This window comes from Cupriavidus phytorum (assembly GCF_003254285.1).
GTDB classification, from domain to species: domain Bacteria; phylum Pseudomonadota; class Gammaproteobacteria; order Burkholderiales; family Burkholderiaceae; genus Cupriavidus; species Cupriavidus phytorum.
The window spans coordinates 70,028-96,607 of sequence record NZ_QKZN01000008.1; the positions used below are offsets into that span (position 1 = coordinate 70,028).

Sequence of the window (26,580 nt, forward strand, 5' to 3'; positions counted from 1 at the left end):
AAACTCCGCTGATCAGATGGCGCAATCGTAACAAGGCTTTGCACGATGCCCGCGCCGCGCGGTGCCGGGTCCCTGCAAGCCGCGCCGGCCACACTTGCGCCGCGCCACCGGTGCGCACATGGAGCCCACGCGCCACCTGCGGTACATATCGATCCAATTGTTACAGTTCGCGACAGATACAACGTTAGAATGTGGCATTTCCACGGTCACCCGGCTATGTACCAGAAGAAAACGCCACGCTTCGAGCTGCGCAGTGGCAACGTCGACGCCCTCCTTCTCGCCCTCCAGACCGCCGACATGGCTGCGCTGCGGGATGACCTCCTCACCCGCTTCGAAGCCACTCCCGACTTCTTCTCCAATGACGTGATCGCGCTGGACCTGCGCGCGCTCGACGACGACAGCGAAGTCGCGCTCGGCACCGTGATCGACACGCTGGCCACGCTCAAGGCCCGCGCCATCGGCGTGGTGGCCCGCGCCGGCCAGCGCGAGTGGGCCGAGCGCTTCGGCCTGCCGCTGCTCGACAGCCAGGCCCGCCGCAGCGGCGCCACCGAGCGCGCCGCCGAAGCCAAGGCCGCTGCCGCCGCGGAACAGGCCGCCGCCGAGCAGGCGGCGCGCGAGGAAGCCGCCCGCGCCGCGGCCCAGGCAGCCACCGACGCCGCCGTAGCCGCAGCCGTACGCCAGACCCAGACGCTGCTGATCGACAAGCCGCTGCGCTCCGGCCAGCAGGTCTATGCGCATGGCGACGTGGTCATCATGGACGTGGTCAGCTACGGTGCCGAGGTCATCGCCGAAGGCAACATCCATATCTATGCCCCGCTGCGCGGCCGCGCGCTGGCGGGCGTCAAGGGCAACATCGCCGCGCGCATCTTCAGCACGTGCATGGAGCCCGAACTGATTTCCATCGCCGGCATCTACCGGACCGCGGAGCAGACGCTGCCGGCCGATGTGCACGGCAAGACCGCCCAGGTGCGCCTGGCCGATGAAAAACTGATCCTCGAAGCGCTGCGGCTCAAGTAGCCGCGGCGCGCATCGAGACCGGATCATAGAGAGCGCAAGCTTCAACTTATTACTGGACCAAAGAGCCATGGCAAAAATCATCGTTGTGACCTCCGGCAAGGGAGGCGTCGGCAAGACCACCACCAGCGCCAGCTTTGCCGCCGGCCTGGCCCTGCGTGGCCACAAGACTGCCGTGATCGACTTCGACGTCGGCCTGCGCAACCTCGACCTGATCATGGGTTGCGAGCGCCGCGTGGTTTATGACCTGATCAACGTGGTGCAGGGCGAAGCCAACCTGCGCCAGGCGCTGATCAAGGACAAGAAGTGCGAGAACCTGTTCATCCTGCCGGCGTCGCAGACGCGCGACAAGGATGCGCTGACGCGCGAGGGCGTCGAAAAGGTGATCGACGGCCTGATCGAGATGGATTTCGAATACATCGTCTGCGACTCGCCCGCCGGCATCGAATCGGGCGCGCTGATGGCCATGTATTTCGCCGACGAGGCGCTGATCGTGACCAACCCGGAGGTGTCGTCGGTGCGCGATTCGGACCGCATCCTCGGCATCCTGGCGTCCAAGACCAAGCGCGCCAGCGAAGGCGGCGATCCGATCAAGGAACACCTGCTGATCACCCGCTACAACCCCAAGCGCGTGCATGGCGGCGAGATGCTGTCGCTGACCGACATCCAGGAAATCCTGCGCATCAAGCTGATCGGCGTGGTGCCGGAATCGGAAGCGGTGCTGCACGCCTCCAACCAGGGCACGCCCGCCATCCACCTGGAAGGCAGCGACGTGTCCGACGCCTACAGCGACGTGGTGGACCGCTTCCTCGGCAAGGACAAGCCGATGCGTTTCACCGACTACCAGAAGCCGGGGCTGTTCTCGCGCATCTTCGGCAACAAGTAACGGTCAAGGAGGGCTCACCCCATGTCGATCCTTTCCTTCCTGCTGGGAGAGAAGAAGAAGTCCGCGTCGGTCGCCAAGGAGCGGCTGCAGATCATCCTGGCGCACGAGCGCACCGGCCATTCCGCCCCCGCCGACTACCTGCCCGCGCTGCAGCGCGAGCTGGTGGCGGTGATCTCCAAGTACGTCAAGATCGGCGACCAGGACCTGCGCGTCAGCCTGGAACGCCAGGACAACCTCGAGGTGCTCGAGGTCAAGATCGAGATCCCGCAGCACTGAGCACGGGACCCGGCGACGCCGGGTCCATGCCCCCGCGGGGCTCTCTGCCCCGCCCCTTCTTGCGCCTTCCCGCCTGGCGCTTCCCATGCCCAGCCGCCGTGCCAGCGCGGTACCGAGGCTTCTCCGCTACGCTGCCGTATCACCCAAATGCAGAATTCTGTAGCGGCCTGACAACGGAATTGCACCAATTTCCTGCTTGAAAGCGCGGCTCCACGGAGTTTTGTGTCCTTGTTCCTTACGTTTTGTTAAATTTTCGCGGCGTTTACACGAAACGTAGACCTTATCCCCGCCGTGATCCGGCGAGGGGCACAGTACAAGACAGAAAAGGAGCACCATGAAGAAATCGGCCATCGTCCTCGCAGCCGGCAGCCTGTTGGCAGGTTCGGCTTTCGCACAAACCTCCGTCACCCTGTACGGTATCGTCGACCAGAGCATCCGCTTCCAGACGAACGCGAACGCCAACAATGACAACTCGTGGGAACTGACCAACGGCGCCGTCACCAACAGCCGCTGGGGCATCAAGGGCAGCGAAGCCCTGGGCAACAACCTGAAGGCGATCTTCCAGCTGGAAAACGGCTTCGATCCGGACACCGGCCGCGCCAACCAGAATGGCCGCCTGTTCGGTCGTCAGGCCTACGTGGGCCTGAGCGGTGACTTCGGCACGATCAAGCTGGGCCGCCAGTACACCGAAGGCTTTAATTTCTTCGGCGACTACGATCCGCTGACCATCGGCAACTACACCAACAACGCCTGGCCGTTCTTCCTGACCAACTTCCGTAACGACAACGTCATCAGCTACGGCGGCAAGTTCGGCGGCCTGGACGTCGGCGCCAGCTACGGCTTCGGTGAGCAGGCTGGCAGCATGAGCCAGAACCAGTACTGGGGCGCTCGCGCCGCGTACACCTTCGGTCCGTTCGGCATCGGCGGCGTGTACCAGGAAGTGCGTAATCTCACCGGCGAGAAGCAGCAGATGTGGGGCGCTGCCGGTAAGTACTCGATCGGGCCGGCCAAGGTGTTCCTGGGTTACATCGGCGGCAAGGACCGCACCGGTTCGGTGGATGCCTCGCTGAACTTCACGGGCGGCGCCACGCTGAACCCGATCCCGGCTGGCGGCAGCGCCGCAGCCAACCCGCGCAAGGACACCATCGGCTACATCGGCGTGACCTACCAGGCCACCCCGGCCCTGGCGCTGACCGGCGTGTTCTACGGTGACTACGTCGAAAACGTCAACGGCGTGAACGACAACAACGGCCGCCGCTACACCGGCGTGCTGCTGGCCGAGTACTCGCTGTCGAAGCGCACCCAGGTCTACGGTACGGTTGACTTCAACAAGGTTTCGGGCGGCACCATCACCGAAATGCCGGGCCGTAACAACCAGACCGGCGCTGCCATCGGTATCCGCCACATCTTCTGATCGATACCTGATCGGCAGTCCCTGGCAAAAGGCACCTTCGGGTGCCTTTTTTCATGGGCGCGGCCGGCGTCGGAGCCACAGGTACCAGCCGGCCTGCGCGGCTTCGCCCTGCATCGACTGCAGCGGCACCAGCAGCCCGCCATGGCGCGCCACCACGCGCTGCGCGCACAGCAGCGCGGGTCCGGGCCGGGCCAGTTGCGCGGCGCCCGCGTCATCGGCAGGCTGGAACACGATCGACAGCGCCACGCCACCGGCATGGCCGCGGCACGCGGTGCGCAAGGCCGTGCCCTGCGCCGCCGCGCCGATGGCACTGCTCAGCAGCCATTCCAGCGTAGCGGCGAGCATCGCCGCGTCGCCGCCCACGCGCGGCAGACGCCCGGCCGGGCGTTCGAGCCGGATCCCGGCCTCGCCGGCTTCGGTCCAGACCCGGTCCAGCGCTTCATCGAGCAGGGTTTCCATGACGATCCGCCGCATCCGGTAGGCATGCCGGGTTTCGCGCAGCAGCCGGTTCAGGTCATCGATATGGCGCAGTGAGCGGCGCGCATGGCCGCCCACCTGCGCCAGCAGCGCCGCATCGGCCTGCGAGCGGGTCTGGCGCAGCGCCAGCCACGCCAGCAGCGAGACATTGGGTTGGCGCAGGTCATGGCCCAGCACATGCAGCAGCATGTCGTGCACGGCGGCCGGGTCGCGCGCGTCGCAGCCGCTTGCTGGCGCCGGCATCGCAGCAGCGCTGCGGCTTCGTTGCACCAGCCGGCAGCCGCCCAGACACAACGCCGCGGCAACCAGCGCAAGGCGCAACTGGCGCGCCGTCATGCCGCGGCCCGTTCTGTGTGTGCCAGGCGCTCCAGCCGGTAGCCATGCGTATAGACCGGGGTCAGCCGCATGCCGTGCCCGGCCTGCAGTCCCAGCTTGCTGCGCACGCGCGACACGTGGGTATCGATGGTGCGCGACATCGGCGAGATCTCGCGGCCCCAGACCGCGGCGGTGATGTGGTCGCGCGTGACGATGCGGCCTTCGTGGCGGAACAGCAGCACCGCGAGGTCGAACTCCTTGGGCGTCAGGCCGATCGGCTGCCCGTTGCAGGTGACCCGGCGCAACGCGCAATCGAAGGCGTAGTCGCCCAGCCGCAGCGGCGCGTGCGGCGACGCCTGCGCGGGGTACGCGCGCCGCAGCAGGCAGTCGATGCGCGCGGCCAGCTCGGCCGGGCGGATCGGCTTGACCATGTAGTCATCGGCGCCGGCGGCGAGCGCGCTGACGATATCGTGCTCGGCATCGCGGCAGCTCAGGAACATGACCGGGATGCGCCGGTCCAGGTGGGTGCGCACCCAGGCCAGCACCTCGCGCCCGGACAGGTCCGGCATCTGCCAGTCCAGCAGCAGCAGGTCGAAGCCGGCGTCGCGCAGCGCCAGCAGCAGGCGCCGGCTTTCGCTGAAGCTGACGCATTCGAATCCCGCGCTGGCGACGACCTGGCGGATCAGCGCCGCATCCGCGGGCGCGTCCTCGAGCGATGCAATGCGCGATGCCGTTTTCTTTCCCATGTTGCCTCCGACGTAGCTGGCCATTAGCGGGACATTTAATCCGGTGTCGCGGCCCGCCCGAATAGGAAAGCGCTCAATCTCGCCTTTCAACAATCTTTTACTTCTCGCCTCAGCAGGCCGCTCCTACCATGGGCTTCGCTGCGGGCCGACCCGTACCCCGCAAAACCAGTTTGTCGAGCTGTGTCCATCCCGGCGGCGCACTGCGGTGCGTCCGCGCACAGGAGCCACATCCGTGAAGATCGCCGCGCTGCAGGCGGACCCCACCCTCGCCGTCAGCATCGAACAGACCCTGCGCCTGAACGGCCACCAGTGCACGCGCTACCTCAGCGGGCGCGCGCTGATCGGCGCGCTGCGCGGCCGGTCGTTCGACCTGCTGATGCTGGATTGCGATACGCCGGGCCTGCCGGCATTGGAGGTGCTCGCGTGGGTGCGCCGCACCTTGGGCCACGAGATGCCGGTGATGCTGACCGGAGCCTCGAACGAAGAAGGCTTTGTCGCGGCCTGCCTGGCGCAGGGCGCGGACAGCTACGTGCCCAAGCCGCTGCGCACCGCGGAACTGGCCGCGCGCGTGCTGGCGCTGCTGCGCCGCGCGCGGCCGGCGAGCGCGGACTGCGACCTGGAACACGGGCCGTTCCGCTTTGCCACCGCGGAGCGGCAGGTGTGGGTGCAGGGCAAGCCGGTGCTGCTGGCCCCGAAGGAATTCGACCTGGCGGTGCTGCTGTTCCGCAACCTGGGTTCGCTGGTGCTGCGCCAGACCATGGTCGATCAGGTCTGGCGCTATCACATGGACGCGGCCTCGCGCACCGTGGACAGCCACTTGTCGCGGGTGCGCACCAAGCTGGCATTGTGGCCGCACAACGGCGTGCGGCTGTCGTCGGTGTACGGGCTGGGGAGCCGGCTCGATGCGGCCTAGCGCGACCGCGGCGCCGGCACCCAGCGGGGCATTCAGTCAGCCTTGATGCCGGCTTCCTTGACGATGCGGGCGTTCTCGGCGGACTCTTCGCGGATGGCCTTGGCAAACTGCGCCGGCGTGCCGCCGGTCGGCACTTCGCCGCCCTTGAGCAGGCGCTCATGCACTTCCGGCTCGGCCAGCGCCTTGTTCAGCTCGGCGTTCAGGCGGTTGATGATGGCTGCGGGGGTCTTGCCGGGCGCGAACACACCGAAGGTGGAAGTCAGGTTGGCCTTGGGGTAGCCCAGCTCGGCCAGCGTCGGCACGGCGGGCAGGCTCTCCAGGCGCCTGGGCGCGCCCACCGCCAGCGCGCGCAGGCGGCCGGCCTGCATATGCTGGCTCAGCACCGGGCTGGCGTTGGTGCTCATCACCTCGAACTGGCCGCCGAGCGCATCGTTCATCTGCTGGCCGGCGCCCTTGTACGGGATCAGTACGATGTCGGCCTTCGACTTCTGCTTGACCTGTTCCAGCACCACATGGCCGACCGTGCCCAGGCCCGACGTGGCCCAGCGTACCGAACCCGGTTTGGCGCTGGCCTGGCCGACCACGTCGGCAAAGCTCTTGCCGCTGAACGCGGAAGTCCCGACCACCAGCACCGGCGAGTACATCACGCTCATCACCGGCGCCACGTCCTTGTGCGGATCGTAGTTGACGCGGCCGACGTGCGGATTCAGCGTCAGCGGGCTGGTGGCGGCGAAGCCCAGCGTGTAGCCGTCCGGCGCCGCCTTGGCCACCGCATCGATGCCGATGCTGCCGCCCGCGCCGGCCTTGTTCTCGACCACCACCGAGGTTCCCATCTGCGCCGACAGGCGCTCGCCGAGCGCGCGCGCGACGGTGTCGCTGATGCCGCCGGTGGGATAGGCGACGATCAGGCGGATCGGGCGGCTGGGATAGGCGTCGGCAGCGGCGGCACTGGCGGGGGCCACTGCGGCGGCACTGAATGCGCACGCTGCGGCCAGCAGCGACGAGCGGAAGGGAAAGGCCATGATGGGAACGCGGGAGAGAATCGACGGAAGCGGCCGCGCGGCGGCAACGGGCCGGCGCGGCGCGGAACAGCCGCTATCTTAGCCGATCATGCGGCGCGCTCAGCGCTCAGCGCTCCAGCGGCCGCTCCGGCACCCAGGAGACAAAGAGCTCGTTGGCACGGTCGTAGAGCCGCCAGCCCGTGCCGCAGTCGCGGCAACAGAACGACAGCATGCTGTACGGCACTCCGGCAGCACTCTGGGTGACTACCGGGGCCGTGCCGCGCAGCGCCAGGCAGGCGGGCGGCTCGCGCCGGCGCGGATCGTCGGCCAGCGCCAGGCAGCGCTCGCAGGGCGGCGTGGCGGGGGCGGCGGAAGGGTCTGGGACGGCTGGCATTGTCGGCGGCGTCGGCGGAAGCGGGGCAGGTCTGACTCGAGTGCCCGCCATGATGCCGCAAAATTCCGCGCGGCAGCAGCACCCTTCGCGGATGACATCAGGCCGCCTGCGCGCGCGCCGCCGTGGCGGGCGCCGCCGCGCGCTGGCCAAGCCACACGCTGGCCAGCACCAGCAGCGCGCCCGCCGCCTGCACCGCCGTCAGTGCCTGCCCCAGCACCAGGAAACCCAGCACTGTCGCGCTGACCGGACTGAGCAAGCCCAGCGCCGCCACCGCCGACGAGGGCATGCGCCCCACGCCGCGGAACCACAGCGCATAGCTGAAGCCGGCGCCGATTATGCTGAGCCACGCGTAGCCGAGCCAGTTGGCCAGCGTGAAATGCCCCGGCAGCGGCTCCAGCACCAGCGCGAACGGCAGCAGGAACAAGCCGCCCGCGCACAACTGCCATGCCGTCAGCACCAGCGGCGAGACCGGCGGCCGCCAGTGGCGCGTCAGCACCGTGCCCACCGCCATCGACACCGCCCCCGCGGCCGCCGCCGCCACGCCGACGGCATCGAGCCGCGCGGCCGGCCCCAGCACCAGCAGCGCCACGCCGAGCAGCCCGCCCGCGCCAGCCATCCAGGCCGCCGAACGCGGTCGCGCGCCCAGCCAGGCCCATGCCAGCACCACCACGATCAGCGGCTGGATCGCCCCTACCGTGGCCGCCACGCCGCCCGGCAGGCGGTAGGCGGCGATAAACAGCATCGCCTGGAAGAAGCCGATATTGAGCACCCCGAGCACCGCCGCGCGCCACCACCAGCCGCCCTGCGGCAACTGCCTGCCCAAGGCGAGCATCGCCAGACCGGCGGGCAGCGCGCGGATCACGCCGGACAGCAAAGGCTGCCCCGGTGGCAGCCACTGGCTGGTGACGAGATAGGTGCTGCCCCAGATCGCGGGGGCCAGGCCGGTCAGCATGATGTCCCTCAGGCCGGGGCCGGCTGCCCCGGTCGTGGAAGTGGCATTCGCCTTCATGTCGATATTCTTGACGTCAAGATAATTCACTTTACGAAGACGATCGGTTGATGTCAAGATACTTCGATCCGCTTCGTTCTGCCTGCCCTGCCCCGATGACTGTCCGCCGCAAATCCGAAGACACCCCCGACCATGTCGACGGCATCCTCGCCCAATGGGCGCGCGAACGCCCCGATCTCGATGCCTCGCCGATGGGCATCCTGGGGCGGCTGGGCCGGCTCAACCGCCATACCGGCCGGGCGATCGAAGCCGCGCTGGGCGCAACCGGGCTGCAGCCGTGGGAGTTCGATGTGCTGGCGACGCTGCGGCGGGCCGGGCCGCCCTATGCGCTGTCGCCGGGCGCGCTGATCGGTTCGCTGATGATCACCTCGGGCACCATGACCAACCGGCTCGACCATCTGGAACGGGCCGGGCTGGTACGGCGCGAGCCCAATCCGGACGACCGGCGCGGGTTGCTGGTGGCGCTGACCGACGCCGGGCGCGAGCGCGTCGACCACGCGGTGGAGCTGCACGTGGCCAACGAGCACCGCCTGCTGGAAGGGCTGACCGCGACGGAGCGCGCGCAGCTGGCCGCGCTGCTGCGCCGCTGGCTGCGCATGTTCGAGCCGCCCTTGGTCGATGGCGGCGATGGCGGCGATGGCAAGTCAGGATACTGAATCCGTCGACTGAGACGCGCATCAGGCGCGCTGCGGCCCCTCGCGCAGGTCCGGCAGGAACACCGTCAGCAGCCCCAGCAGCGGCAGGTAGGCGCAGTATTCGTACACCGCGCGGATACCGTGCGTATCGGCCATGCCGCCCAGCACCGCGGCGCCGATGCCGCCCATGCCGAAGGCAAAGCCGAAGAACAGCCCCGACACCATGCCGACCTTGCCCGGGATCAGCTCCTGCGCGAACACCAGGATCGCCGAGAACGCCGAGGCCAGGATAAAGCCGATGATGAAGGTCAGCACCGTGGTCCAGAACAGGCCCACGTGCGGCAGCAGCAGCGTGAACGGCGCCACGCCCAGGATCGAGGCCCAGATCACGCGCTTGCGGCCGATGCGGTCGCCGATCGGGCCGCCCAGGATGGTGCCGGCGGCGACCGCGAACAGGAACAGGAACAGGTGCAGCTGCGCGTCCTGGCGCGCCAGCGCAAAGCGCTCCATCAGGTAGAAGGTGTAGTACGAGGTCAGGCTGGCCATGTAGAAGTACTTGGAGAACACCAGCACCATCAGCACCACCATGGCCCGCACCACCACGCGCGTCGCCACCGGACTCGCCGCGGCGCCGGCCGCATTGCGCTTGCGCGTGCCCTGCGCCAGCTGGCGCGCGTACCAGCCGCCAATGCGCCACAGCACCACGATGCCCACCAGCGCGGCCAGCGAGAACCACGCCAGGCTGGCCTGCTGGTGCACGATCAGTGCCGCCAGCAGCGGACCCATGGCACTGCCGCCATTGCCGCCGACCTGGAAGATCGACTGCGCCAGCCCGTGCTGGCCGCCCGACGCCATGCGCGCCACGCGCGACGACTCCGGGTGGAAGATCGACGAACCGGTGCCGACCAGCGCCGCGGCCACCAGCAGCACGCCGTAGCTGGGCGCCACCGACAGCAGCAGCAGGCCGGCCAGCGTAAAGGCCATCGCCACCGACAGCGAATGCGGCCTGGGATGCTTGTCGGTGTACAGCCCCACTACCGGCTGCAGCAGCGACGCGGTGACCTGGTAGGTCATGGTCAGCAGCCCGATCTGGGTGAAGCTGAGGTTGAAGCCGCCCTTCAGCATCGGATAGATCGCCAGGATCAGCGACTGGATCATGTCGTTGAGGAAGTGGGCGAAGCTGATCGCGGACAGCACGCGGAAGCCGGTGCGTTCCGCCTGCGGGGACGGGGTAAGCGCGGGGGTCGCGGGGGCTGCGCCAGCCGGCGCGGAGTCGATGGTTGTGCTCATTGGCGGCTCTCGACAAACGGAAAGCGGCCAGCTGGGGCGCCGGCCGGGAAGGATCTGAGCATCGATGCTAGCTGGCACGCAGGCGCCTGTCCTGCGAGAATAGGTCCGCAACCTTGGAGAAAAGGACATGGCGCGCGCCCCCCGCCCTCTTTCCGCCGTGGCCCCCGCGAGTCGCCGGTCGCGGCAGCCGCTGCCCGACCCCACCCCCGAAACGCTGGCGCTGGGCGATACCTACGCCGATCCGCCGCCCTATTTCCGCTTCGACCGCAGTCCGCTGCCGGTCACCGCGATGGCGGCCGATTACCTGCCCGGCCACGTGACCCAGCCGCACCAGCATCCGCATGCACAGCTGATCCACGCAGTGCACGGCGTGATGGTGGTAGCCACCGCCGAAGGCCAGTGGATCGTGCCGCCGACGCGCGGCATGTGGATGCCGGGCGGCACCACGCACTGGATCCGCATGGTGGGCCGCGTGCAAATGCGCACCGCTTATATCCGCCCCGATGCCGCGCCCGACTTGCCGCAGCGCTGCACCGTGCTGGGCATCTCGCCGCTGCTGCGCGAGCTGATCCTGGCCGCGGTGGAGATCGCCCTGCCCTACGCGCCCGACACGCGTGACGCGCGCCTGATGCGGCTGCTGCTCGATGAAGTGATGCTGGTGCCGTCGCTGCCGCTGCACCTGCCGCGTCCGGGCGATGCCAGCCTGCGCCAGATCTGCGACACCATTGCCGGCGCGCCCGACACCGCGCTGACCCTGGCCGACTGGAGCGCGCAGCTGGGGCTGGACCCCAAGACCATCCAGCGCCGCTTTGCGCGCGAGACCGGCATGACCTTCGGCCAATGGCGCCAGCAGGCGCGCCTGCTGGCCGCGCTGGAAAAGCTCGCGGCCGGCAGCAAGGTGGTGGATGTGGCGCTGGACCTGGGCTACGACAGCCCGAGCGCGTTCGCGACCATGTTCCGGCGGCAGTTCGGCGTGGCGCCGAGCGCGTTCTTCCGTTAAGGCCCTGGAGCGCGGAACCCGCGCTCAGTTGCCCAGGTAGCGCTCCACCAGCCGGGTCCAGTAGGCCGCGCCGACGGTCAGGTTGTCGTCGTTGAAGTCGTAGCCGGCGTTGTGCAGCAGCGGCTGGTTGGCGCCGTTGCCCAGCCGCACGAAGCAGCCGGGGCGCTCTTGCAGGAAGTAGGCAAAGTCCTCGCTGCCGGCGATGCGCGCGGCCTGGTCCACCACCTTGCCGCCGCCGACCAGTTCCTCGGCCACCTGGCGCGCGAACTCGGTCTCGCGCTCGCTGTTGACCAGCACGGGGTAGCCGCGCACGTAGTCGATCTCGGCCACCGCGCCATAGCCTTCGGCGTGCGAGGTGGCGAGCTGGCGGATGCGCTGCTCCAGCGCGGCGCGCACCTCGGGGCTGAACGAACGCACGCTGAGCTCCATGCGGGCGCTGTCCGGAATCACGTTGGGCGCGTGGCCGGCGTGCAGCGTGCCGATCGTCACCACCGCGGTTTCGTTCGGGTCGACATAGCGCGACACCACCGACTGCAGCGCCATCACCAGGCTGCCCGCCACCAGGATCGGGTCGACCGACTGGTGCGGCCGCGCGGCGTGGCCGCCCTTGCCGCGGATGGTAATGGCGACGGTGTCGCACGCGGCCATGAACGGGCCCGCACGGAACAGGAATGTGCCCTGCTCCACGCCCGGATGGTTATGCAGGCCGAAGATGGCATCGCAGGGAAAGCGCTCGAACAGCCCGTCGGCCAGCATGCGCTCGGCGCCGCCGCCGGCGCCGATTTCCTCGGCCGGCTGGAAGATCAGGTGCACGGTGCCGTTGAAATTGCGCGTGCGTGCCAGCTGCCGCGCCGCGCCAAGCAGGATCGCGGTATGGCCGTCGTGGCCGCAGGCGTGCATGCGGCCCGCGTTGACGCTGGCGTACGGCAGCGCGGTGCGCTCGTGGATCGGCAGCGCATCCATGTCGGCGCGGATGCCCACGCTGTGGCCGCTCTCGCCACAGCGCAGCGTACCCACCACCCCGGTGCCGCCCACGCCGCGCGTGACCGCGTAGCCCCACCCTTCGAGCAGGGTAGCGACCAGGCCGGCGGTACGGACCTCGTCGAAAGCAAGCTCGGGATGCTGGTGGATATTGCGCCGGATGGCTTCGAGTTCGGCGCGGCTGTCGAGGGTATCGGCCAGCGCGCAGTATCGGTGCTGCAGCGGTGACTTCAGCAATGAGTCGGGGGACTGGAGGGTGGCGCCGAGGTAAGACTCGATTTCGGGGGCGTGCTCGGACATGACGTTTTGCTCTCTGGCGAAACCTGTATAACCAGTATTTCACGCAGAAAAGGCGAGCGAAACGTCAGGCCCCCGATTTCATGTAAAACCATGTAATCCGGCCGCTTTCCGCGCCAGAACTGTTGCCCTAATCGTACGCTTTGTGTGGAAACCCAACGCTTTGTATGAAAGCGTATCGACGGGGAACCCTTGCAGCGGCCACGATCAGCGCTCGCCGTACGCCACCACACGTTGCGACTGCTCGCCCAGCCCGTCCACGCCCAGCCGCATGGTGTCGCCGGCCTTGAGGAAGCGCGGCGGCTTGCAGCCCATGCCGACGCCGGGCGGCGTGCCGGTCGCGATCAGGTCGCCTGGCAGCAGTGTCATGAAGCGGCTGACATAGCTGACCAGCGTGGCCACGTCGAACACCATGGTCGCGGTGGTGCCCTGCTGCACGCGCTCGCCGTTGACCTCCAGCCACAGCCCCAGCGCCTGCGGGTCCGCCACTTCGTCGCGCGTCACCAGCCACGGGCCGGCGGGGCAGAAGGTATCGCAGCCCTTGCCCTTGTCCCAGGTGCCGCCGCGCTCGATCTGGAATTCGCGCTCCGAGACATCGTTGACCACGCAGTAGCCGGCCACGTGCTGCAGCGCCTGCTCGCGCGAGACGTTGCGCGCGGTGGTGCCGATGACCACGCCCAGCTCCACTTCCCAGTCGGTCTTGTGCGAGCCGAACGGCAGCATCACCGCGTCGTTGGGACCATTGAGCGAGCTGTTGGCCTTCAGGAACACGATCGGCTCGGCCGGCAGCGGCATGCCGGCTTCGGCAGCGTGGTCGGCATAGTTCAGGCCAATCGCGACGATCTTGCCGATACCGGTCCAGGGCACGCCAAAACGCGCGCCTTCGATGACAGGCAGGGTGTGCGGGTCGACCTGCGCCAGCGCCTGCAGCGCGGCCGGCGCCAGCTGCGCCGCATCGACATCGGGAATCACGCCGGACAGGTCGCGCACGCGGCCTGCCTCATCGATCATGCCCGGGCGCTCGGCGCCGGGGTTGCCTACTCGAACCAGTTTCATTGTCGTCGTTGGGTGGTGTGTGTTCTTGGAAGCGGTTCAGGCGGATTGCTTGAGCGCGCCGTTGCGCGCGTTGCCTTCGGCCAGCGTTTGCGCCACCACGGTCAGCACTTCCCGGGCGGTGTTCTCGGAATGGCTGCGCAGCACCTGCGCCAGCCGCGGCCGGCCGGGTTCGCGCAGCGCGGCCATGATGGCCTCGTGCTCTTCGTGCGACTCCTGCCAGCGCAGGGTATCGGCGTTGGCGGCGCCGCGCGCGCGGTGGACCTTGCTCATCAGCGCGGCGTAGACGCTGGCCAGCACCGGGTTGGCGGCGCCGTCGATGATCAGTTGGTGGATTTCCTGGTTGATGCGGAAGTAGTCGGTGCGCCGGCCCGCCGCATGGGCGTCGATCATGGCCTGGTGGCGCCGCTCCAGCTTGGCCATCGCCGCCGCACCGAGCCGCTGCGCCGCCAGTTCACCCGCCAGCGCCTCCAGCCCGTGCAGGGTCTCGAAGGTGGCGCGCAGTTCTTCCAGGTCCAGCGGCGCCACGCGGTAGCCGATGTACTGCCGGTGCAGCACCAGCCCCTCGGACACCAGCACCTTCAGCGCCTCGCGCAGCGGCGTCTTGGACACATCGAAGGTCTCGCAAAAGGCCCGTTCGTCGATGCGCGCGCCGGGCGGCAGTTCGCCCTCTTCGATCATGGTGCGCAGCCGCGCGGCGATTTCGGCCGACATGCCAAGCGTGCGCAGGCGCGCGGAAGGGGAAAGCGTTTGTGTCACAGACGTCACCAAAATGGGGAAATGCACCACAGCAAGGCTACCACACCCCTAAATTGTGCATCCGCAACATCGTAAAATCAATGACTTACACGCGTTGTAATTACAGATTACGTATCCTATACTCCGGCCTGTTGCGCGACACCCCATCAGAACTGCCTCAACCAAAGGACGAAAACAGGAGACGCCGTCATGCAGACGACAACGCGGGCAACAGCGATGACCGAGGCCAGGACCTCGGTGCGCTGGAAGATTTTTTTGATGATGCTGTTTCTTATCGCGATCAACTACATCGATCGCGCCTCGCTGTCGGTGGCGATGCCGCTGATCGCCAAGGAGTTCGATCTCAGCCCCGCCATGCAGGGCCTGATCCTCAGCTCCTTCTTCTGGACCTATGCGCTGATGCAGGTGCCGGGCGGCATGCTCGCCGACAAGTACAAGCCGCGCATCGTGATCGCGTGCGCCACCGTGTTCTGGGGCATCGCCCAGGCCGTGGCTGCCTTCACCACCAACGCCACCCAGCTGCTGCTGACGCGCCTGGGCCTGGGCGCGGCCGAAGCGCCGATCTACCCGGCCGGCGGCAAGCTCAACGCGATCTGGATGACGCAGAACGAGCGCGGCCGCGGCGCCACCCTGCTGGACGGCGGCGCCCCGCTGGGCGCGGCGCTGGGGGCGATCATCATCACCTGGCTGATCGCCGCGCTGGACTCGTGGCGCCTGGCCTTTATCGTCGCCGGCGTCGGCACGGTGCTGGCCGGCGTGGTGGCCTGGTACTACGTGCGCAACTCCCCGCGCGAACACCGCGGCGTCAACGAACTGGAAGCGCGCTACATCGAGGAAGCCCTGGCCAATGAACACCGCGCCGAGCCGGCCAACCTGTCGGGCCGCTCGCTCGACTTCTTCAAGTACCGCTCGGTGTGGTGCATGGCGATCGGCTGGATGTGCTTCAACACCGTGTTCTATGGCCTGCTGACCTGGATGCCCAACTACCTGAACAAGGTGCACGGCTTCGACATCAAGCAGATGGGCGGCGCCAGCTTCATCATCTTCTTCAGCGGCTTCGTCGGCGAACTGATCGGCGGCTGGATCGCCGACAAATGGAAGGAAGCCGGCGGCCGGCCCAACGTGGTGATGCGCACGCTGTTCGGCATCGCCGCGGTGGTGGCGACCGCGTCGATCTTCTCGGTGGCCTATGTCACCGACCCGGTGGTGGTGGTCGTGCTGCTGTCTTCCACGCTGTTCTTCCTGCGCTGGTGCGGCCTGTTCTGGTGCGTGCCGTCGATGCTGGGCACGCGCAACAAGGTCGGCTTCCTGGGCGGCGTGATGAACCTGGGCGGCAATATCGGCGGCATCTCGGTGCCGATCATCGTCGGCATGATCGTGCAGTTCACCGGCTCGTACTTCCTGGCGCTGATGTTCTTCGCCGCGGCGGGAGTGGGCCTGCTGCTGGCTTCCACCGCGATCGACTACGAGACTAAGATCCCCGTCTGAAGACCCGTCGGATCACCGAGTTCCGCAAACAGAAATCCCGCGACAGGCGCCGGCAACGTCCCGGCGCCCGCACTCACTCCTGAGACAGAACCACAATGACCAAGCAAATCCGACTCGGCATGCTGACGCCGTCTTCCAACACCGCGCTCGAGCCCATCACCAGCGCGATGGTGGCCGGCCTGCCCAATGTCAGCGCGCATTTTTCGCGCTTCACCGTGACCGAGATCTCGCTGCGCGACCAGGCGCTGGGCCAGTTCAACCTCGACAAGATCCTGGCCGCGGCGAGCCTGCTGGCCGACGCGCGCGTCGATGTCATCGCCTGGAACGGCACCTCGTCCGGCTGGCTCGGCTTCGACAAGGACGAAGCGCTGTGCAAGCAGATCACCGAAGCCACCGGCATCCCGGCCACCACCTCGGTGCTGGCGCTCAACGAGATCCTGGAAAAGACCGGCGCGCGCAACTTCGGGCTGGCCACGCCGTATCTGGACGACGTGCAGCAGCGCATCATCGCCAACTATGAGCGCAGCGGCTTCCATTGCGTGGCCGAAAGCCATCTGGACCTGCACGTGAACTACAGCTTCGCCGAAGTCGAGGAAGACACCATCCGCGAGATGGTGCGCGGGCTGGCGCAGCACCAGCCGCAGGCTATCACCACGTTCTGCACCAACCTGCGCGCCGCGCACCTGGCCGAGGAGCTGGAAGCGGAAACCGGCATCCCGCTGTACGACACCATCTCCACGGTGGTGTGGAAATCGCTGCGCCTGTGCGGCGTGGATACGCGCGAGCTGCGCGGCTGGGGCCGCCTGTTCCGCGAAGTCGAGTAAGCCAGTCCACTAAGCAGGAGCGCCATCGTCCTGTGCAGATCTGCAATGCGCGTCCGCAAGGACGCGCATTGCTGCATAAGGGGCCCGATCCTAGACTGGCTGCACGGCCGCCGCATGGCGTGGCGGCCCGGCAACCACCACAGGATCGCGATGAAGCTCTACTACACTCCGGGCGTCTGCTCGATGGCCGTCCATATCGCCCTGCGCGAAGCCGGCCTGCCGGTCATGCTGGCCAGGGTCGACCTGCACACCCACAAGCTCGCCGTGCCCGAGAACGGCACCGACGACTACTACACCATCAACCCGCGCGGCTACGTGCCGCTGCTGCAGCTGGACGACGGCTCGCGCCATACCGAGGTGGCGTCGCTGCTGCAGTACATCGCCGACCTCGTTCCCGAACGCCATCTGCTGCCCGCCGCCGGCACGCGCGAGCGTCTCGAAGCCACCGGCTGGATCACGCTGGTGTCGACGGAATTGCACAAGGTCTTCAGCCCGTGGCTGTGGCACAAGGAAACCGCGCAAAGCACGCAGGACGAATGCAAGGCGAAGCTGGCACGCCGCTTTGCGGAACTCGACCGGCACCTGCAAACCCGCCAGTTCCTGACCGGCGACACCTTCACGGTGGCCGATGCGTATTGCTTCACCATCGTCGGCTGGGCCCGCATCCTGAAGCTGCCGCTGAACGACTACCCGGCGCTGCAGCAATACCTTTCGCGCGTGGGCGCGCGACCTGCAGTCCAGGAAGCAATGCGGGCCGAAGGGCTGGTGCGCGACTGAGCCCGGCCGCACGGCGGATCGCTGCTCAGCGCGGCGCGGCGAGCAGCGATTCGATCTTCGCCACCAGCTCCTTGTCGTCCGGCGTGGTGCGGCTGCCGTAGCTGGCCACCACCTTGCCATCGCGGCCGATCAGGTACTTGTAGAAGTTCCATTTCGGCGCGGTGCCGGTCTGCTTTGCCAACAGCGCGTACATCGGGTTGGCGTCGCTGCCGCGCACATGCGACTTGCCGAGCATCGGGAACTTGACGCCGTAGGTGTTGTAGCAGAAGTCCGCGATCTCTTTCTGCGAGCCCGGCTCCTGCGAGAAGTCGTTGGACGGGAAGCCCAGCACCACCAGCCCGCGCGCGTTGTACTTCGCGTACAGTGCTTCGAGCCCTTCGTACTGCGGCGTGAAACCGCAATAGCTCGCGGTATTGACCACCAGCACCACCTTGCCCGCGTACTGGCACAGGTTCTGCGGCGCGTCGTCCTGCAGGCGCGGGAAGGTGAAGTTGAGCGACGCCGGGCACGCGCCTGCAGCGGCAGGGACGACGGCCGGCTTGTCGGCCGCGCGCAGCGGTGTTGGCAACAGTGCCGCGCTGGCGGCTGCCAGGGCGAGGGTGGCAGCCAGGGGAACGGACAGGCGGAAAGGCAGGGGGCGACGGCTCATGGCGACGGGGCTCCGGTGGTCGGCTCGCTGGTTCGGGTACGCGTTAGTTTACGCCGATGGCGGCCAGCCGGATGCGTCCCGCGTCAGTCCATCGCCAGCGTGGCGGCGTGCTCGGTGACGCTGCTGCGCAGCTCCACGTCCGGCATGCGCCGCACGATCAGCAGCGCCAGTACCGCCGCCGCCGCGCCCACCGCAAAAATCAGGTGGAAGCCGGACTCCACACCACCGGCCAGCACCGCGCGCACCGACGGCGACAGCTGCGCGAAGGCCTCGCTGCCATGGCGCAGCGCGCCCAGGTCCAGCGCCTGCGTCACCCCGGAAGCGGACAGCGCCTGGCGGAATTCCAGCGTCAGCAGCGTGCCGGCCAGCGCGCCGCCAAGGGCGCTGCCGAGCGAGCGCAGCACAAGCAGCGCGCCGGTGCCGGCGCCGGTATCGCGGCGCTCCAGCGCGTTTTGCACGCTCATCAGCGTTGCCACCATGGTGATGCCCAGGCCCACGCCGGCCAGCGACATCGCCGCCAGCACCACGGCCACCGGCACGGCCGGCGTCACCAGCGCCAGCACGATCAGGCCCAGCGCGCCGGCGATATAGCCCGCGGTCAGGATGCCGCGCATGCGGCCCACGCGCGGCGCCAGCCACGCCACGATAAAGTTGCCCGCCACCGTCGCCAGCAGGAACGGCATCACCAGCAGGCCGGAGGTCGACGCATCGGCGCCGCGCACCAGCTGGAAGTGCAGGGGCAGGGCGAAGATGCACAGGAAGATGTCGAGCGCGGCCAGCGCCGACGCGGCCACACCCAGCACATAGGCGCGGTTGGCGAACAGGCGCGGCGGCAGCATCGGGTCGGCCGCGCGGCGCTCCTGCCAGGTCAGCAGCAGCACGGCAGCGACGGCGGCCAGCAGCAGGGCGCCCAGCTCCGGCGAGAGCCAGTCATAGACATCGCCGCCCCAGCTCATCGCCAGCAGGAAGGCGACGATGGCCACCGCCAGCAGCAGCGCGCCCAGCCAGTCCACGCGCGCGCGCCCGCCGCGCGCGGGCAGCATGGCCAGCCCGCGGTAGCACATGAACATCGCCAGCAGCCCCAGCGGCACATTGACCCAGAACAGCCAGCGCCACGACATGTGGTCCGAGACCCAGCCGCCCACCAGCGGCCCGGCGATCGACGCCACCGCCCATACCGTGGCCAGGTAGCCCTGGTAGCGCCCGCGCTGGCGCGGCGCCACCACGTCGGCGATGGCGGCCTGCGCCAGCGACATCAGCCCGCCGCCGCCCACGCCCTGCAGCGCGCGGAACAGGATCAGCTGCCCCAGCGTCTGCGCCAGCGCGCATGCCACCGAGGCGCCGATAAACAGCGTGATCGCCACCATCAGCAGGCGCCGCCGCCCGAAACTGTCGGACAGCTTGCCGTACAGCGGCGTGGTCACCGTCGACACGATCAGGTAGGCCGTGACGATCCACGACAGGTGGCCGAAGCCGTTCAGGTCATTGGCGATCGCCGGCACCGCCGGGATCACCACGGTCTGGTCGAGTGCCGCCAGCAGGATGCACAGCACGATGCCGCCGATCACGCGCATCACCGCGCGGTGGTCATGGACGGGCAGGGCGTTGGCGGCAGAGGAAGCAACAGCGGAGACGGCGGGACCGGTGGAACTGGCGGAAGCGGGCGAAGACATGGGCAGCACTAGGCCGCAGCAATGTGCGGCAAAAGCAACGTCAAAAGCAGGGAATCGGGGCCGGGAACCGCGCGAGGACGGCGTGATGCCGGAGCGGATGGCCTAATTCAGCGAACGCATAATTATATGCGGCCAGCGAATATCGTGCTTGCGGAGGATCGCGATGGATTGCAAGGGACCGCGCGCGGCGCGGCCGCCTTGCCGTAAAAGGCAACGGACAAAGCGGGCCGCAACAAGGCGGCCCTGCTTCGGGCCTCAAGCGCTAGTGACCGCCGCCGGTGATGTAATGCTCCAGCTGCTCGATGATGAACTGCTGTTCCGAGATGATGTCCTTGACCAGGTCGCCGATCGACAGCATGCCGATCAGCTCGTCACCCTGCATCACCGGCAGGTGGCGCAGCCGGTGGCGGGTCATCAGCGCCATGCATTCGTCGGTGGTCTGGTTGGCGCTGACGTAGATCACCGCGGTGGTCATGATGTCGCGCACCAGCGTCTCGCGCGAGGTGCGCTGCATCAGGATCACCTTGCGCGCGTAGTCGCGCTCGCTGATGATGCCCTTGATCTCGCCATGCTCGATCACCAGCAGCGCGCCGATGCCCTTCTCGGCCATCAGCTGCAGCGCGGCGTAGACGGATGCCGTGGGCGGAATGCTGTAGATGGCCTGACTCGGCTTGGACTCCAGAACCTGGCGTGCGGTTTTCATCACCAACTCCTTTTCCGTCGAGAAAACATGCGGCTGGCGCTACCTGCCTTGCTGCCAATGGAACCAGAGTAGCAAAGGATCGCGCGGGCTTACAGGGTGACTTACGCTAATCTTTGTAAGCAAGGGTGTGGCGCCGCCACTACTGGCGCCGCCCGCACTACTCGGTCAGCATCCGCACCTTCACCTTCTTGCCCTTGACCTTGCCGGCGTTGAGCCGCTTCACCGCCTCGCGCCCGATGCTGCGCTCGACGGCAATATAGGTCGACATTTCCAGCACGTTGATCTTGCCGATCTGCTCCTTGGCAAAGCCCGCCTCGCCGGTCAGCGCGCCCAGGATGTCGCCGGGACGGATCTTCTCCTTGCGGCCGCCCAGCATCTGCAGCGTCACCATCGGCGCCAGCAGGCGCTCGGTGCTGGCCGGCGTCAGTTCGGCCAGCGGATGCCATTCGAACTCGCCGCCGTGGTGCTGCTCCAGGTTGCCCACGCGCCCCATCTCGTCCATGCTGACCAGGCTGAAGGCCCAGCCCTCCAGGTCGGCGCGGCCGGTGCGGCCGATGCGGTGCACGTGGACTTCCGGGTCGGGCGTGATCTCGACATTGATCACCGCCTCGAGCTGGGCGATATCGAGCCCGCGCGCGGCCACGTCGGTGGCCACCAGCACCGAGCAGCTGCGGTTGGCAAACTGCACCAGCACCTGGTCGCGCTCGCGCTGCTCCAGTTCGCCATGCAGCGCCAGCGCCTGGTAGCCCTGCGCGCGCAGCAGCTCCACCAGGTCGCGGCAGCGCGCCTTGGTATTGCAGAACGCCAGCGTGCTGGCCGGGCGGAAGTGGTCCAGCAGCCGCGCCACGGCGTTCAGGCGCTCGCTCTCATCCACCTCGTAGAAGCGCTGGCGGATGGTGCTGTTGTCGTGCGTCGCTTCCAGCTTGAGCGACTGCGGATTGCGCAGGAAGCGATGGCTGAGCTTGTCGATGCCGGGCGGGTAGGTCGCGGAAAACAGCAGCGTCTGCCGGTCGCGCGGGCAGCGGCTGGCCACATAGGCGATATCGTCGAAGAAGCCCATGTCGAGCATGCGGTCGGCCTCGTCCAGCACCAGCGTGTTGATGGCCGACAGGTCCAGGCTGCCCCGATCGATATGGTCCAGGATGCGCCCCGGCGTGCCGACCACGATATGCGCGCCATGGATCAGGCTGTCGACCTGCGGCCGCATCGGCGCGCCGCCGCACAGCGTCAGCACCTTGACGTTCTCCTCGGCGCGCGCCAGGCGGCGGATTTCCTGCGTGACCTGGTCGGCCAGCTCGCGCGTCGGGCACAGCACCATGGCCTGCACGTCGAAGCGGCGCGGATCGAGCCGGTGCAGCAGCGCCAGCCCGAACGCCGCGGTCTTGCCGCTGCCGGTCTTGGCCTGCGCCACCAGGTCCTGGCCGGCCAATGTGATCGGCAGGCTGGCCGCCTGGATCGGCGTCATTTCGTCATAGCCCAGCTGCGCCAGCGTGGCGAGCATCGCGGGCGACAAGGGCAGGGTGGAGAAAGCGGGGCCGGCTGGCGGCTGCGCGGGGGCTTGGACGGGGGTCGAGTTCATGCGGGATTATAGCGAGCCGGCGTCAGGCATCCGCGGCGGCGGGCGGGGTCCAGCCCAGCCGCTCCAGCAAGGCCTGGGCGGCGGCCGGCGCGCGTTCCTTGGCACCGTTGATGAAGAAGATAAAGACCTCGCGCTTGCGTGCCGCGGGCTTTCGCTCTTCGAGCAGCGGCAGGTCGTCCGGCTGCGCGCCCTGCGCCCACGACTGCGCACGGGCGGCCCATTCGTCGAGCGCCTTCGGACCATAGCCGGTGTTCAGCTTCGCGCTGCTTTCCATCAGTCGCGCGTAGACAAAATCCGCGGTCAGGTCCGCCATCGACGGGAATTTCTGCGCGTCGGTAAAGACCGTCGCGGCCTTGTACTTGCGCGCGAGCTTGAGATAGTCAGCCGACCTGAAACTGTCGTGCCGCACCTCCAGCACGTGGCGCAGTGCCACGCCTTCGACGGAGGCCGGCAGCAATTGCAGGAATGCCTCGAAATCTTCCGCGTCGAACTGCTTGGTCGGCGCGAACTGCCACACCACCGGCCCCAGCTTGCGGCCCAGCTCGGCAATGCCGCTGTCGACAAAGCGGGCGATCGAGTCGCCGGACTCCGCCAGCACGCGGCGGTTGGTGGCAAAGCGCGAGGCCTTCACCGCAAAGACGAAGTCATCCGGCGTCTCGTCGCGCCACTTGGCGAACGAGGTGCGCTTCTGCGTGCCGTGATAGGTGCTGTTGATCTCGATCGCGCTGAGGTGCCGGCTGGCGTAGGCCAGTTCGCGCGACTGCGGCAATTTGGCGGGATAGAAATTGTCGCGCCACGGCGCGTAGTTCCAGCCGCCGATGCCGACGCGCACCAGGCTGGCCGGCGCGGCGGCCTTGCGCGATGACGCGGCCGATGGGGATTTGGACGCGGCTTTGGTTGCAGCGCTGGTTGCGGCCGCAGAGGTTGCGGCAGGCGTGGATGCGGCCTTCGCCGCGGTGCGTGCTGGCATGGCGCGGTCTCCCTGAACGCGAGACTGGCAGTCTAGCGGGAAACCGCGTCATGCGGGTGGCGATGCGGCCAAGGCGATCGCCCATGAAAAAACCGGAAGAGGGCAATGCCCCCTTCCGGCCCGCTCCCCGATCCCCCGGGTTCAGAACGAGAAATTGAGCAGCACGTCCGCGATATTGACGTCCGCGGGCTGGGTCTGCACGGCTCCGCTGACGCTGGTGGCCTGGATGCTGTACTTGCCTGCCGCGGCGCCGTCCGGCGACAGCGGGATCGGCAGCGCGGCCTGGTAGGTGCCGACCACCGGCGCGGCCACCGGCAGCGCGGGTTCGGTCGCAAACAGGCTGTAGGCGCCGGTATCGCTGGCCGCCGCGGTCGCGGCGATTTCAAAGGTGCCGCCGTTGACCAGCTGCAGCGCGCGCAGCGTGGCCTCGGCCGAAGCCGGCGCCACCGCGCCCGAGACGCGGCGATAGGTCGATGCCGGCAGCGTCAGCGGCGCCGCGGCAGTCGAGATCGCCGTGGGCGTACCCACCACCACCGGCACGCCGCGCACGATGCCCGCCGCCTTGGCGTTGGCCGCACCCGGCACCACCACCACGTCGACCGGCCCGGCCGTGCTGCTTTGCTCGATCGGTGACAGGCGGAAGCTGCCGTTGGCATCGGCCACGGTCGACTTCACCACCACGCCGTTGCGTTCGGCATAGACGCGCGCACCCGGGGCCGCGGCGACTACGCCGTTGACTTCGCCGCTGACGGTCATCGGGATCGCGGTCACCACCGGCTTCAGGCCATAGGTGCCATTGCCGCGCGTCACCACCGACTTGCACGCGTCGAAGTCCAGCACCAGGTCGGTCAGCGTGTCGCGCGCCACCGTGAACGAACGATTGATCTTGATGCCCGACTGCACCGCGCTGGGCGTGTCGAGCGGCTGCTCGGCGCCACCGACGGGCACCACCGAATTGGCCAGGGCCGAGGCACCGCTGCCGCGGTTGGCGTCCAGCACCAGGCGCACCTGCTGGTAGTTGCCGGCCGGCAGGGCGGCCTGGCCCAGCACCGTCATCACGCCGTTGGTCAGCGACAGCAGGTCGATCCTGCGCGCGGGCACCACGTCGATATCGACCCAGCCCCCGGCGCTGGCCTCGGCGCTGGCGCTGCTATGCACGCGCACCTTGTTGACGGTGACGAAGACATTGTTGAAGCCGCAGGCCGGCGCATCGGTCATCGATACCTGCAGCGTGCCGCGCCCGGGGCCGTCATCGCCGCCGCCACCGCCGCAGGCGGCCAGTGCAAGCACGCCGCTCAGGGCCAGCAGTCGCAACGGTGCAGAAGGATTGGAAAGGACTGACACGGTGGGTCTCCGCATTGTTGTTTATGGGTTGATCGGAGCATATGTCGCAGTTCGCATATCCGTTGTAAATCTTTGTAATGCGTTGTGAAAAAGTTCGTGCCTTGCTTTGCATGGGCGCTCAGCAGATCGCAGACGATCCCAACGGTATGCGGTGCATTGTCTCGTCAACGCCTGACACCGCGCGCGAATGCATCACATCGCTCAAGTCGCGAGCCCACGCTCCGTATACAGCGGAGTGGAAATCCCACGCTGCAGATTCCTGCAAACGCCCCCAACGATTCCTTACGAAGGATTCCCCTTGATGTTCACTACCATCCGTGCGCGGATCGTGGCGCTGTGCGTCGCCATCGTGGTCGCCGCGCTCGCCATCAACACGGCACTGAACCAGTTCGTTGCCAATCGCCATAACGAAGACGCCATCGACAGCAGCCTGGCCGCGGTGCAAAGCGGCCACGCCAGCGCCATCGTCGACTGGGTGGCCTCGCACAGCCGGATGATCGAGTCGCTGCAGGACGCCGTGCTGCAGCCCGAACCCGATGCCGCGCTCAAACAGATCGCGCAGGCCGGCGGCTTCACCAACGTCTACGTCGGCTATGCCGACAAGACCGCGAAGTTCTCCAACCCGCAAGGCATCCCGCCCGGCTACGATCCCACCGGCCGCCCGTGGTACCAGCAGGCCGCCGCCGCCGGCAAACCCGTGGTCACGCCGCCTTACGTCGATGCCGGCACCGGCAAGCTGGTGGTGGCGTTCGCCGCGCCGGTGGTGCGCGACGGCGCGGTGCAGGCCGTGGTGTCCGGCGATGTGGCGATGGATACGGTGATCGCCAACGTCAAGGCGATCCACCCGTCGCCGGCCAGCTTCGGCATGCTGGTGGCCCGGAACGGCGACATCGTCGCCCACACCGACGACAAGCTCACGCTCAAGCCCGTCACGGAGCTCGTGCCCGCGCTGAGCGCCGACAAGCTCGCCGCATTGGCCGGCGCAAAGACGCCGCTGGAAGTCGACGTGCACGGCAGCACCAAGCTGCTCGGCGCGCGCGCCATCCCCGGCACCGACTGGCTGGTCATCGTCGCGCTCGACCAGGCCGAGGCCACCGCCGGCATGCGCTCCGTGCTGATCGCGTCGGTGATCGCGCTGGTGCTGATCGCCGCGGTGGCCGCCGCGGTGGTGTGGGGCGTGGCGACGATGTCGCTGCGCGGCCTGTCCACCGTGCGCGATGCCATGAATGCGATCGGCTCCGGCGATGGCGACCTGACCCAGCGCCTGCCCGCGCACGGCAGCGACGAGGTCGCGCAGATCGCGCGCGCCTTCAATACCTTCGCCGACAAGCTCTGCACCATCATGCGCCAGATCCGCGACGCCAGCGAATCGGTGCGCGCCGCTTCCGACGAAATCGCCGCCGGCAACATGGACCTGTCGCGCCGCACCGAGTCCGCCGCCGCCAGCCTGCAGCAGACCGCCGCGTCGATGGAACAGATCACCGCCACCGTCGGCCAGTCAGCCAGCTCGGCGCAGCACGCCAACGCATCCGTCGCCGCGGCCTCGCGCGTGGCCGGCGACGGCGGCGTGGTGATCGGCGAAGTGATCAGCACCATGGGCCAGATCGAGACCGCGTCGGTCAAGGTGTCGGACATCATCGGCGTGATCGAGGGCATCGCCTTCCAGACCAACATCCTGGCGCTGAACGCCGCCGTCGAAGCCGCGCGCGCCGGCGACCAGGGCCGGGGCTTCGCCGTCGTTGCCGGCGAGGTGCGAGCGCTGGCCCAGCGCAGCGCCCAGGCCGCGCGCGAGATCAAGACCCTGATCGAGACCACCGTGGGCAGCGTCGCCTCGGGTTCAGAGCAAGTCCGCCGCGCAGGGGACACCATGGGCGAGATCGTCAGCAACGTCTCGAAGGTGACCGGAATCATTAACGAGATCACTCACGCGACGATGGAACAGACCCGCGGCATTCAAGAGGTGAATATGGCGGTGAGCCAGCTCGACCAGATGGTGCAGCAGAACGCGGCGCTGGTGGAGCAGTCGACCGCGGCGGCTGCGGCGCTGCAGACGCAGGCCGGCAGCCTTGCCGGGGCGGTGGGGCAGTTCAGGCTGGGCTGAGATTCCCGTCCG

At 68.1% G+C, this 26,580-nt stretch carries 26 protein-coding genes; 11 read left to right on the top strand and 15 right to left on the bottom strand.

Annotation, left to right across the window (positions count from 1 at the left end; all coding sequences use genetic code 11):
* Positions 1 to 216: 216 nt before the first annotated feature.
* From minC to C7416_RS20125, 4 genes are all read left to right on the top strand, one after another.
* Entirely contained in the window at positions 217 to 1,017 is an 801-nt protein-coding gene (gene minC, locus C7416_RS20110) for a septum site-determining protein MinC (RefSeq protein WP_111520560.1), read from the top strand.
* Positions 1,018 to 1,084: 67 nt separating this feature from the next.
* Complete coding sequence (minD, locus tag C7416_RS20115; protein WP_111520561.1) at positions 1,085 to 1,900, top strand: septum site-determining protein MinD; 816 nt, start codon at positions 1,085 to 1,087, stop codon at positions 1,898 to 1,900.
* Positions 1,901 to 1,921: 21 nt separating this feature from the next.
* Complete coding sequence (gene minE, locus C7416_RS20120) at positions 1,922 to 2,176, top strand: cell division topological specificity factor MinE (protein WP_012351386.1); 255 nt, start codon at positions 1,922 to 1,924, stop codon at positions 2,174 to 2,176.
* Positions 2,177 to 2,510: 334 nt separating this feature from the next.
* Positions 2,511 to 3,590, top strand: coding sequence for a porin (locus tag C7416_RS20125; RefSeq protein ID WP_111520562.1), 1,080 nt, complete (start codon positions 2,511 to 2,513; stop codon positions 3,588 to 3,590).
* A gap of 51 nt (positions 3,591 to 3,641) precedes the next feature.
* On the opposite strand, the gene C7416_RS20130 is transcribed toward C7416_RS20125, so the two are convergent.
* Together C7416_RS20130 and C7416_RS20135 are read right to left on the bottom strand one after the other, a co-directional pair.
* Positions 3,642 to 4,403: an ATP-binding protein gene (locus C7416_RS20130; protein ID WP_111520563.1), complete on the bottom strand. Its 762-nt coding sequence runs from the start codon at positions 4,401 to 4,403 to the stop codon at positions 3,642 to 3,644.
* Positions 4,400 to 5,128, bottom strand: coding sequence for a response regulator transcription factor (locus C7416_RS20135; RefSeq protein WP_111520564.1), 729 nt, complete (start codon positions 5,126 to 5,128; stop codon positions 4,400 to 4,402). The genes C7416_RS20130 and C7416_RS20135 overlap by 4 nt, the downstream gene beginning before the upstream one ends.
* Positions 5,129 to 5,360: 232 nt before the next feature.
* Between C7416_RS20135 and C7416_RS20140 the strand changes: the two genes are divergently transcribed.
* Complete coding sequence (locus tag C7416_RS20140; protein WP_111520565.1) at positions 5,361 to 6,041, top strand: response regulator transcription factor; 681 nt, start codon at positions 5,361 to 5,363, stop codon at positions 6,039 to 6,041.
* A 32-nt stretch (positions 6,042 to 6,073) separates the two neighbouring features.
* Here the strand turns inward: C7416_RS20140 and C7416_RS20145 are convergent, their stop codons facing one another.
* The 3 genes from C7416_RS20145 to C7416_RS20155 form a co-directional block, all read right to left on the bottom strand.
* Entirely contained in the window at positions 6,074 to 7,063 is a 990-nt protein-coding gene (locus C7416_RS20145) for a Bug family tripartite tricarboxylate transporter substrate binding protein (RefSeq protein ID WP_111520566.1), read from the bottom strand.
* Between the two features lie 106 nt (positions 7,064 to 7,169).
* On the bottom strand, positions 7,170 to 7,436 hold the full coding sequence (locus C7416_RS20150) for a hypothetical protein (RefSeq protein ID WP_240988130.1): 267 nt from the start codon (positions 7,434 to 7,436) through the stop codon (positions 7,170 to 7,172).
* A 97-nt stretch (positions 7,437 to 7,533) separates the two neighbouring features.
* The gene (locus C7416_RS20155; RefSeq protein WP_111520709.1) at positions 7,534 to 8,445 is read right to left on the bottom strand and encodes an EamA family transporter; all 912 of its coding nucleotides are present in this window, start codon (positions 8,443 to 8,445) and stop codon (positions 7,534 to 7,536) included.
* A 95-nt stretch (positions 8,446 to 8,540) separates the two neighbouring features.
* Here C7416_RS20155 and C7416_RS20160 point away from each other — a divergent pair, with 95 nt between their 5' ends.
* On the top strand, positions 8,541 to 9,101 hold the full coding sequence (locus C7416_RS20160; RefSeq protein ID WP_111520568.1) for a MarR family winged helix-turn-helix transcriptional regulator: 561 nt from the start codon (positions 8,541 to 8,543) through the stop codon (positions 9,099 to 9,101).
* 21 nt (positions 9,102 to 9,122) lie between these two features.
* Here C7416_RS20160 and C7416_RS20165 read toward each other — a convergent pair whose 3' ends face one another.
* Positions 9,123 to 10,370 (bottom strand): MFS transporter, encoded by a 1,248-nt coding sequence (locus C7416_RS20165; RefSeq protein ID WP_181461281.1) that lies wholly within the window; start codon positions 10,368 to 10,370, stop codon positions 9,123 to 9,125.
* A gap of 127 nt (positions 10,371 to 10,497) precedes the next feature.
* Between C7416_RS20165 and C7416_RS20170 the strand changes: the two genes are divergently transcribed.
* Entirely contained in the window at positions 10,498 to 11,370 is an 873-nt protein-coding gene (locus tag C7416_RS20170; RefSeq protein ID WP_181461282.1) for an AraC family transcriptional regulator, read from the top strand.
* 24 nt (positions 11,371 to 11,394) lie between these two features.
* On the opposite strand, the gene C7416_RS20175 is transcribed toward C7416_RS20170, so the two are convergent.
* The 3 genes from C7416_RS20175 to C7416_RS20185 all read right to left on the bottom strand — a co-directional run bounded on the left by C7416_RS20175 (position 11,395) and on the right by C7416_RS20185 (position 14,415).
* Positions 11,395 to 12,651 carry a M20 aminoacylase family protein gene (locus C7416_RS20175; protein WP_111520569.1) on the bottom strand — a complete coding sequence of 419 codons (1,257 nt, stop codon included), beginning with the start codon at positions 12,649 to 12,651 and terminating at the stop codon, positions 11,395 to 11,397.
* A 204-nt stretch (positions 12,652 to 12,855) separates the two neighbouring features.
* Positions 12,856 to 13,704, bottom strand: coding sequence for a fumarylacetoacetate hydrolase family protein (locus tag C7416_RS20180; protein ID WP_111520570.1), 849 nt, complete (start codon positions 13,702 to 13,704; stop codon positions 12,856 to 12,858).
* Positions 13,705 to 13,740: 36 nt separating this feature from the next.
* The gene (locus C7416_RS20185; protein ID WP_240988197.1) at positions 13,741 to 14,415 is read right to left on the bottom strand and encodes a GntR family transcriptional regulator; all 675 of its coding nucleotides are present in this window, start codon (positions 14,413 to 14,415) and stop codon (positions 13,741 to 13,743) included.
* A gap of 234 nt (positions 14,416 to 14,649) precedes the next feature.
* Here C7416_RS20185 and C7416_RS20190 point away from each other — a divergent pair, with 234 nt between their 5' ends.
* The 3 genes from C7416_RS20190 (at position 14,650) to gstA (ending at position 17,549) form a co-directional block, all read left to right on the top strand.
* Positions 14,650 to 15,948, top strand: a complete 1,299-nt coding sequence (locus C7416_RS20190) for an MFS transporter (protein ID WP_111520572.1) — start codon at positions 14,650 to 14,652, stop codon at positions 15,946 to 15,948.
* Positions 15,949 to 16,043: 95 nt separating this feature from the next.
* A complete protein-coding gene (locus C7416_RS20195; protein ID WP_018314317.1) occupies positions 16,044 to 16,772 on the top strand; it encodes a maleate cis-trans isomerase family protein in 729 nt (242 codons plus the stop codon).
* Positions 16,773 to 16,922: 150 nt separating this feature from the next.
* Positions 16,923 to 17,549, top strand: coding sequence for a glutathione transferase GstA (gstA, locus tag C7416_RS20200; RefSeq protein ID WP_111520712.1), 627 nt, complete (start codon positions 16,923 to 16,925; stop codon positions 17,547 to 17,549).
* Positions 17,550 to 17,574: 25 nt separating this feature from the next.
* Here gstA and C7416_RS20205 read toward each other — a convergent pair whose 3' ends face one another.
* The 6 genes from C7416_RS20205 to C7416_RS20230 form a co-directional block, all read right to left on the bottom strand.
* Positions 17,575 to 18,198, bottom strand: a complete 624-nt coding sequence (locus C7416_RS20205) for a glutathione peroxidase (protein WP_111520573.1) — start codon at positions 18,196 to 18,198, stop codon at positions 17,575 to 17,577.
* Between the two features lie 83 nt (positions 18,199 to 18,281).
* The gene (locus tag C7416_RS20210) at positions 18,282 to 19,772 is read right to left on the bottom strand and encodes an MDR family MFS transporter (RefSeq protein WP_111520574.1); all 1,491 of its coding nucleotides are present in this window, start codon (positions 19,770 to 19,772) and stop codon (positions 18,282 to 18,284) included.
* A gap of 361 nt (positions 19,773 to 20,133) precedes the next feature.
* On the bottom strand, positions 20,134 to 20,574 hold the full coding sequence (locus C7416_RS20215) for a CBS domain-containing protein (RefSeq protein WP_111520575.1): 441 nt from the start codon (positions 20,572 to 20,574) through the stop codon (positions 20,134 to 20,136).
* A 157-nt stretch (positions 20,575 to 20,731) separates the two neighbouring features.
* Entirely contained in the window at positions 20,732 to 22,153 is a 1,422-nt protein-coding gene (dbpA, locus tag C7416_RS20220) for an ATP-dependent RNA helicase DbpA (protein WP_111520576.1), read from the bottom strand.
* 22 nt (positions 22,154 to 22,175) lie between these two features.
* On the bottom strand, positions 22,176 to 23,123 hold the full coding sequence (locus C7416_RS20225; RefSeq protein WP_111520577.1) for a DUF72 domain-containing protein: 948 nt from the start codon (positions 23,121 to 23,123) through the stop codon (positions 22,176 to 22,178).
* A 141-nt stretch (positions 23,124 to 23,264) separates the two neighbouring features.
* Positions 23,265 to 24,467 (bottom strand): DUF4382 domain-containing protein, encoded by a 1,203-nt coding sequence (locus tag C7416_RS20230; protein WP_111520578.1) that lies wholly within the window; start codon positions 24,465 to 24,467, stop codon positions 23,265 to 23,267.
* Between the two features lie 301 nt (positions 24,468 to 24,768).
* Here C7416_RS20230 and C7416_RS20235 point away from each other — a divergent pair, with 301 nt between their 5' ends.
* On the top strand, positions 24,769 to 26,568 hold the full coding sequence (locus tag C7416_RS20235) for a methyl-accepting chemotaxis protein (RefSeq protein WP_111520579.1): 1,800 nt from the start codon (positions 24,769 to 24,771) through the stop codon (positions 26,566 to 26,568).
* Positions 26,569 to 26,580 lie beyond the last annotated feature (12 nt).

Excerpts from the sequence above, each read along its gene's own strand:
- minC (WP_111520560.1), top strand. The coding sequence starts at position 217 with ATGTACCAGAAGAAAACGCCACGCTTCGAGCTGCGCAGTGGCAACGTC.
- minD (WP_111520561.1), top strand. The coding sequence starts at position 1,085 with ATGGCAAAAATCATCGTTGTGACCTCCGGCAAGGGAGGCGTCGGCAAG.
- minE (WP_012351386.1), top strand. The coding sequence starts at position 1,922 with ATGTCGATCCTTTCCTTCCTGCTGGGAGAGAAGAAGAAGTCCGCGTCG.
- C7416_RS20125 (WP_111520562.1), top strand. The coding sequence starts at position 2,511 with ATGAAGAAATCGGCCATCGTCCTCGCAGCCGGCAGCCTGTTGGCAGGT.
- C7416_RS20130 (WP_111520563.1), bottom strand. The coding sequence starts at position 4,403 with ATGACGGCGCGCCAGTTGCGCCTTGCGCTGGTTGCCGCGGCGTTGTGT.
- C7416_RS20135 (WP_111520564.1), bottom strand. The coding sequence starts at position 5,128 with ATGGGAAAGAAAACGGCATCGCGCATTGCATCGCTCGAGGACGCGCCC.
- C7416_RS20145 (WP_111520566.1), bottom strand. The coding sequence starts at position 7,063 with ATGGCCTTTCCCTTCCGCTCGTCGCTGCTGGCCGCAGCGTGCGCATTC.
- C7416_RS20150 (WP_240988130.1), bottom strand. The coding sequence starts at position 7,436 with ATGCCAGCCGTCCCAGACCCTTCCGCCGCCCCCGCCACGCCGCCCTGC.
- C7416_RS20155 (WP_111520709.1), bottom strand. The coding sequence starts at position 8,445 with ATGAAGGCGAATGCCACTTCCACGACCGGGGCAGCCGGCCCCGGCCTG.
- C7416_RS20160 (WP_111520568.1), top strand. The coding sequence starts at position 8,541 with ATGACTGTCCGCCGCAAATCCGAAGACACCCCCGACCATGTCGACGGC.
- C7416_RS20165 (WP_181461281.1), bottom strand. The coding sequence starts at position 10,370 with ATGAGCACAACCATCGACTCCGCGCCGGCTGGCGCAGCCCCCGCGACC.
- C7416_RS20170 (WP_181461282.1), top strand. The coding sequence starts at position 10,498 with ATGGCGCGCGCCCCCCGCCCTCTTTCCGCCGTGGCCCCCGCGAGTCGC.
- C7416_RS20175 (WP_111520569.1), bottom strand. The coding sequence starts at position 12,651 with ATGTCCGAGCACGCCCCCGAAATCGAGTCTTACCTCGGCGCCACCCTC.
- C7416_RS20180 (WP_111520570.1), bottom strand. The coding sequence starts at position 13,704 with ATGAAACTGGTTCGAGTAGGCAACCCCGGCGCCGAGCGCCCGGGCATG.
- C7416_RS20185 (WP_240988197.1), bottom strand. The coding sequence starts at position 14,415 with ATGTCGGCCGAAATCGCCGCGCGGCTGCGCACCATGATCGAAGAGGGC.
- C7416_RS20190 (WP_111520572.1), top strand. The coding sequence starts at position 14,650 with ATGCAGACGACAACGCGGGCAACAGCGATGACCGAGGCCAGGACCTCG.
- C7416_RS20195 (WP_018314317.1), top strand. The coding sequence starts at position 16,044 with ATGACCAAGCAAATCCGACTCGGCATGCTGACGCCGTCTTCCAACACC.
- gstA (WP_111520712.1), top strand. The coding sequence starts at position 16,923 with ATGAAGCTCTACTACACTCCGGGCGTCTGCTCGATGGCCGTCCATATC.
- C7416_RS20205 (WP_111520573.1), bottom strand. The coding sequence starts at position 18,198 with ATGAGCCGTCGCCCCCTGCCTTTCCGCCTGTCCGTTCCCCTGGCTGCC.
- C7416_RS20210 (WP_111520574.1), bottom strand. The coding sequence starts at position 19,772 with ATGCGCGTGATCGGCGGCATCGTGCTGTGCATCCTGCTGGCGGCACTC.
- C7416_RS20215 (WP_111520575.1), bottom strand. The coding sequence starts at position 20,574 with ATGAAAACCGCACGCCAGGTTCTGGAGTCCAAGCCGAGTCAGGCCATC.
- dbpA (WP_111520576.1), bottom strand. The coding sequence starts at position 22,153 with ATGAACTCGACCCCCGTCCAAGCCCCCGCGCAGCCGCCAGCCGGCCCC.
- C7416_RS20225 (WP_111520577.1), bottom strand. The coding sequence starts at position 23,123 with ATGCCAGCACGCACCGCGGCGAAGGCCGCATCCACGCCTGCCGCAACC.
- C7416_RS20235 (WP_111520579.1), top strand. The coding sequence starts at position 24,769 with ATGTTCACTACCATCCGTGCGCGGATCGTGGCGCTGTGCGTCGCCATC.